At 30.4% G+C, this 4,727-nt stretch carries 4 protein-coding genes; 2 read left to right on the top strand and 2 right to left on the bottom strand.

The window, feature by feature from the left end; translation table 11 throughout:
- Together msbA (A9G30_RS08765) and msbA (A9G30_RS08770) are read left to right on the top strand one after the other, a co-directional pair.
- A partial coding sequence (msbA, locus tag A9G30_RS08765; protein WP_176700880.1) for a lipid A export permease/ATP-binding protein MsbA occupies positions 1-1,578 on the top strand: 1,578 nt, incomplete at its 5' end.
- A gap of 21 nt (positions 1,579-1,599) precedes the next feature.
- Positions 1,600-3,372: a lipid A ABC transporter ATP-binding protein/permease MsbA gene (msbA, locus tag A9G30_RS08770; RefSeq protein WP_065583380.1), complete on the top strand. Its 1,773-nt coding sequence runs from the start codon at positions 1,600-1,602 to the stop codon at positions 3,370-3,372.
- Between the two features lie 33 nt (positions 3,373-3,405).
- On the opposite strand, the gene A9G30_RS08775 is transcribed toward msbA (A9G30_RS08770), so the two are convergent.
- Complete coding sequence (locus A9G30_RS08775; protein ID WP_065583379.1) at positions 3,406-4,473, bottom strand: glycosyltransferase family 2 protein; 1,068 nt, start codon at positions 4,471-4,473, stop codon at positions 3,406-3,408.
- A gap of 17 nt (positions 4,474-4,490) precedes the next feature.
- A partial coding sequence (locus tag A9G30_RS12455) for a glycosyltransferase family 8 C-terminal domain-containing protein (protein ID WP_218057804.1) occupies positions 4,491-4,727 on the bottom strand: 237 nt, incomplete at its 5' end.

The following is a 4,727-nucleotide window of genomic DNA, read 5'->3' on the forward strand; positions in this document are numbered from 1 at the left end:
TTAATGGACAAGGATTATCCACTTTTAATTGCAATTGCAATTGCAATTGTTGGCTTAATTTTATTAAGAGGCTTATCTAATTACGCTTCAACTTATTGTCTTGCTTGGTTATCAGGAAAGGTAGTGACTAAATTTAGGCAAATGATCTTTAACCATTTACTCAAAAGTCCTATAAGTTTTCATGATAAGCAATCTGTTGGTGATCTTGTTTCTGTTGTTACTTTTAATACTCAGATGCTATCAAAAGCTTCATCTGACGCATTAATTATACTCATTCGTGAGATAGCATATGCGATCGGATTATGTATAGTTATGTTATATGGAAGTTGGAAATTAGCCTCAGTTCTGATTATTTTGGTTCCAATGATCATTTTTATTGCACAATTTATTGCAAAAAAGTTCAGGGAAACAATTGCATCAATGCAACAAGGAATGGGACAAATTACCACCGCCAGTGATGAAATGTTAAAGGGGCACAAAGAAGTATTGATTTTTAATGCTAGAGAATATGAAAAAGGTAATTTTAACTATATTACAGATTGTGTTAGGCGTGGTATGTTAAAAATAGAAGTTGTTTCCAGGTTATCTACACCAATTATTCAGCTGGTTGCCACCTTAGGATTAGGATTCATACTTTATTTGGTTGCTAGCCAGAATTTAGATATTACACCTGGTTCTTTTACTGTAGTTTTTTCTGCAATGATTGCCGTTATGCGGCCGTTAAGAGAACTAACAAGTTTGCATGTAGAGCTTCAAAAAGGATCAATTGCATGTGAATCATTATTCGATCTTTTGGATTCTCCACTAGAGAATGATCATGGTTCTATTGTTGTAGAAAGGGCTAAAGGAGATATAGAGTTTAAAAATGTGACTTATACTTACCCTACAAGGAATATACCTGCTTTAAACAATATTTCTTTGAAGATAAAAGCCGGTCAAACAATAGCATTAGTTGGTCGTTCAGGTGCAGGTAAATCTACAATTGCAAGCTTAATTCCTCGTTTTTATGATGTTTCGCAAGGTGAAATATTATTAGACTCCATAAATATTCAAGAATATACATTGAGATCATTGCGTAAACAAATTGGTTATGTTTCTCAAAATGTACATTTATTTAATGGAACAATTGCGGAAAATATTGCTTATGGTGAAAAAGAACTTTATAGCAGAGATGATATAATTAAAGCCGCTAAGTTAGCTAATGCAATTGAATTTATTAATAGATTAGAGCAAGGTATTGATACTGAAGTCGGTGATAATGGCGTTTTATTATCAGGAGGTCAGCGACAACGCATTGCAATCGCTCGTGTTTTATTACGCGATAATCCAATATTGATTTTTGATGAAGCAACGTCAGCATTAGATAATGAATCGGAACGTCTTGTTCAAGATGCAATAGAGGTTCTACAAAAAAACCGAACATCAATTATAATTGCTCATCGCTTATCTACTATTGAAAAAGCAGATCGAATTTTAGTTATTGACGATGGAAAAGTTATTGAAGATGGAAACCATCAATCATTAATCAATTTAAATGGAACTTATGCTCAAATGCATAAAATGCAATTTAATACTTAAAATTAATATATAATGAATAATATGACTAAACAAAGCAAGCTTGTACACATAAATGATATTGATAAGGATTCTTCAACATGGAAAACTTTCTTAAAATTATGGCCATTAATTGCAGAACATAAGTTTATTTTATTCTTGTCTGTTGTTTTATTAATTGCTAGTGCTTTTGCTGATACTTCATTAATTGGATTACTACGCCCATTGCTTGATCGAGGTTTTTCTATGAATGATCAAGAATTTTTATTGATGGCACCATTTTATATTTTTGGGCTAGTCTTATTAAGAGGTGTGGCTAATTATGGTTATTCTATTTTTCTATCATTAATCTCAGGTAAAATAGTGATGAAAATTCGACAAAGGCTTTTTGGTCATTTTGTTGATGCTCCAGTTAGTTTTTATGATCAAAACTCGACAGGAAGACTATTATCGAGGATTACCTATGATACAGATCAAGTTGCATCTTCTTCATCTGATGCTTTAATAACGATAGTGCGTGAATCAGCTTTCATTTGTGGGTTATTTTATACTATGTTTAGTAATAGCTGGCAGCTCTCTCTATCTTTGATTATTATTACACCAATTGTAATTGGTTTAATTACCTTGATTTCTGTTAAGTTTAGAAAACTAGCTAAAAATATGCAAAATTCAATGGGTGGCATTACTATGTCTGTTGAACAGATGTTAAAAGGACATCGAGAAATTATTATATTTGGTGCACAAGAAGAAGAGTCAAAAAACTTTGATAAAGTGAGTAATAAATTTCGCCGTGATAGTATGCGATTGGTTTCTATTTCTGCGCTATCAACTCCTGTAGTTCAGGTTATTATTTCTTTTGCAATTGCATTTGTACTATTAACTGCAAGTAATCCTGATTTGAATATTACTCCAGGTGAATTTACAGTTGTTTTTTCTTCATTAGTCGCATTGATGCAACCGATAAAAAGCCTAACCAGTGTGAATGCTGGATTTCAAAGAGGTATGGCTGCTTGCCAAACACTATTTGCCTTATTAGAGCAGCCAATAGAAAATGATAAAGGCCATTTAAATATAGCAAAAGTTAAAGGTGATATTATTTTTGATAATGTATCATTTGGATATGAAACTAGAAGCGACCTTGCTTTGCAAAATATTAGCTTTTCTGTCTCTGCTGGTAAAACCATTGCTTTAGTGGGACAATCGGGTTCTGGAAAAACAACAATTGCTAGCCTATTAACTCGTTTTTATGATACTTCACACGGTGAAATTTTAATTGATGGTATTAATATACAAGATTTTACTTTATATTGCTTAAGAAACCAGGTTGGATTAGTGTCTCAGCATGTTCATTTATTTAATGACACTATCGCCAATAATATCGCATATGGTAAAATTGGTGAATATTCTCAAGATCAAATAGAAGAAGCAGCTAAAAAAGCTTATGCCTATGATTTTATAAAAGGACTAGAAAAGGGTTTTGATACTATAGTCGGAGAGAGTGGAGTATTATTATCTGGAGGTCAACGCCAACGTATTGCAATAGCAAGAGCTTTATTACGAGATACGCCAATTCTTATTTTAGATGAAGCTACATCAGCCCTAGATACGGAGTCAGAACGAGCAATACAAAAAGCCTTAGAAGAACTACAAAGAGGACGAACATCTATCGTTATTGCTCACCGGTTGTCAACTATTGAAAATGCAGATGAAATATTAGTTATGAATGAAGGAAAAATTATTGAAAAAGGCTCTCATTCAGATTTATTAAATAAAAATAGCATTTATGCAAAACTGTATAAAAGCAATTTTAATGATTGAAAATATTGCATATTTAAATGATTATATTACAGTTTAAAATTTATTTAATGAAGAATATTGTTTGAATTTACTTTTAATATTTAAACAAGGATGTTGTTTAGTTATTACGCATTTTAGCAATGCTTGTTTGGTTGACATTGGGCAAGGATGATTTTTTATAAATTTTAAAATATAAGGAATATTTCTAAAAATATTAGGTTTATTGTCGATGTAAATTCGTATTAGTAGCTTTAGCAGTCCCAGTTCTTGAATAAGACTTTCTTTTTCTTGTTTTGATTGTAATTTATTTGACTTTAATACTGATTCTAAATAGGTTGCATTCATTACTAAAATATAATTACGTTTAGCTATTTCTGATAAAGGCAATTCAATGATATTTGTAATACATTTGTTTAAGACATTTTTTAATGTATTGGTATATAAATAGTCAATGTTTTGCATTGATAATGAGGAAGATCGAACACGGTGGAAGTATGCATCTTTATTTTTTAAATAATATGTGGCTTTTGCTTTCGATATAATAGAGAGAGAAATAAGATGATCCTCATGATTTTTTCCAATGAATTTTTCTTTAAATAATTTTTGATTAAATATATATCTCCATACGACACCAGAATAATTCTTTTTTTCTAATAAATAACTGAATAAATCTAATCCTGACTTAAAAAACTTTGGTTTTTTAGGCGAGAATTGACTTGATTTAAGATGTGTCTTACTGTCTTGAAAAGAGGTATAGTCAAAATAAAAAAAATCTAAATTTGGCTCTATATTTAATATTGCTGCAAACTCATCAAATAGATTTATGTTTATAATATCATCAGAATCAATAAAAAAAATATAATTGCCTGATGCTATTTCAATTCCTTTATTTCTAGCTACGCTTACACCAAGGTTAGATTGTTGAACAATCTTTATGTAGCTCCATTTTGATGCATATTGTTGAAGGATTAATAGAGTGTTATCGGTTGAACCATCATCAATACAAATGATCTCTTTCGGTAAACAGCTTTGATTTATGAGAGAGTTCAAGCAATCAGCAATATAGTCCTCTACATTATAACAAGGGATAATTATAGAAATATCAGTTATTTTATTTGTCATATAGTATTTTTCCATGGCTATTTTTTTAGAAATAACTTATATTTTAAATAAACGCCATAGTAATAAATAGATTTGCAATAAGATCCTTGCTTCATTAGATATTTAGCATAGTTTCTAATTGATGAACTATTACCACTTAATGGTAACTCGTCGTCTTTCCATGGAGAGAGTTGAAAATAATATTCAAATATTTTAGAAAGGTATACTTTAAACCAAGGTTTATTTTGTGAAATATAATGTAAAATTACTGTATA

This window comes from Gilliamella sp. Fer4-1, assembly GCF_001690515.1.
GTDB classification, from domain to species: Bacteria; Pseudomonadota; Gammaproteobacteria; order Enterobacterales; family Orbaceae; genus Gilliamella; species Gilliamella apicola_C.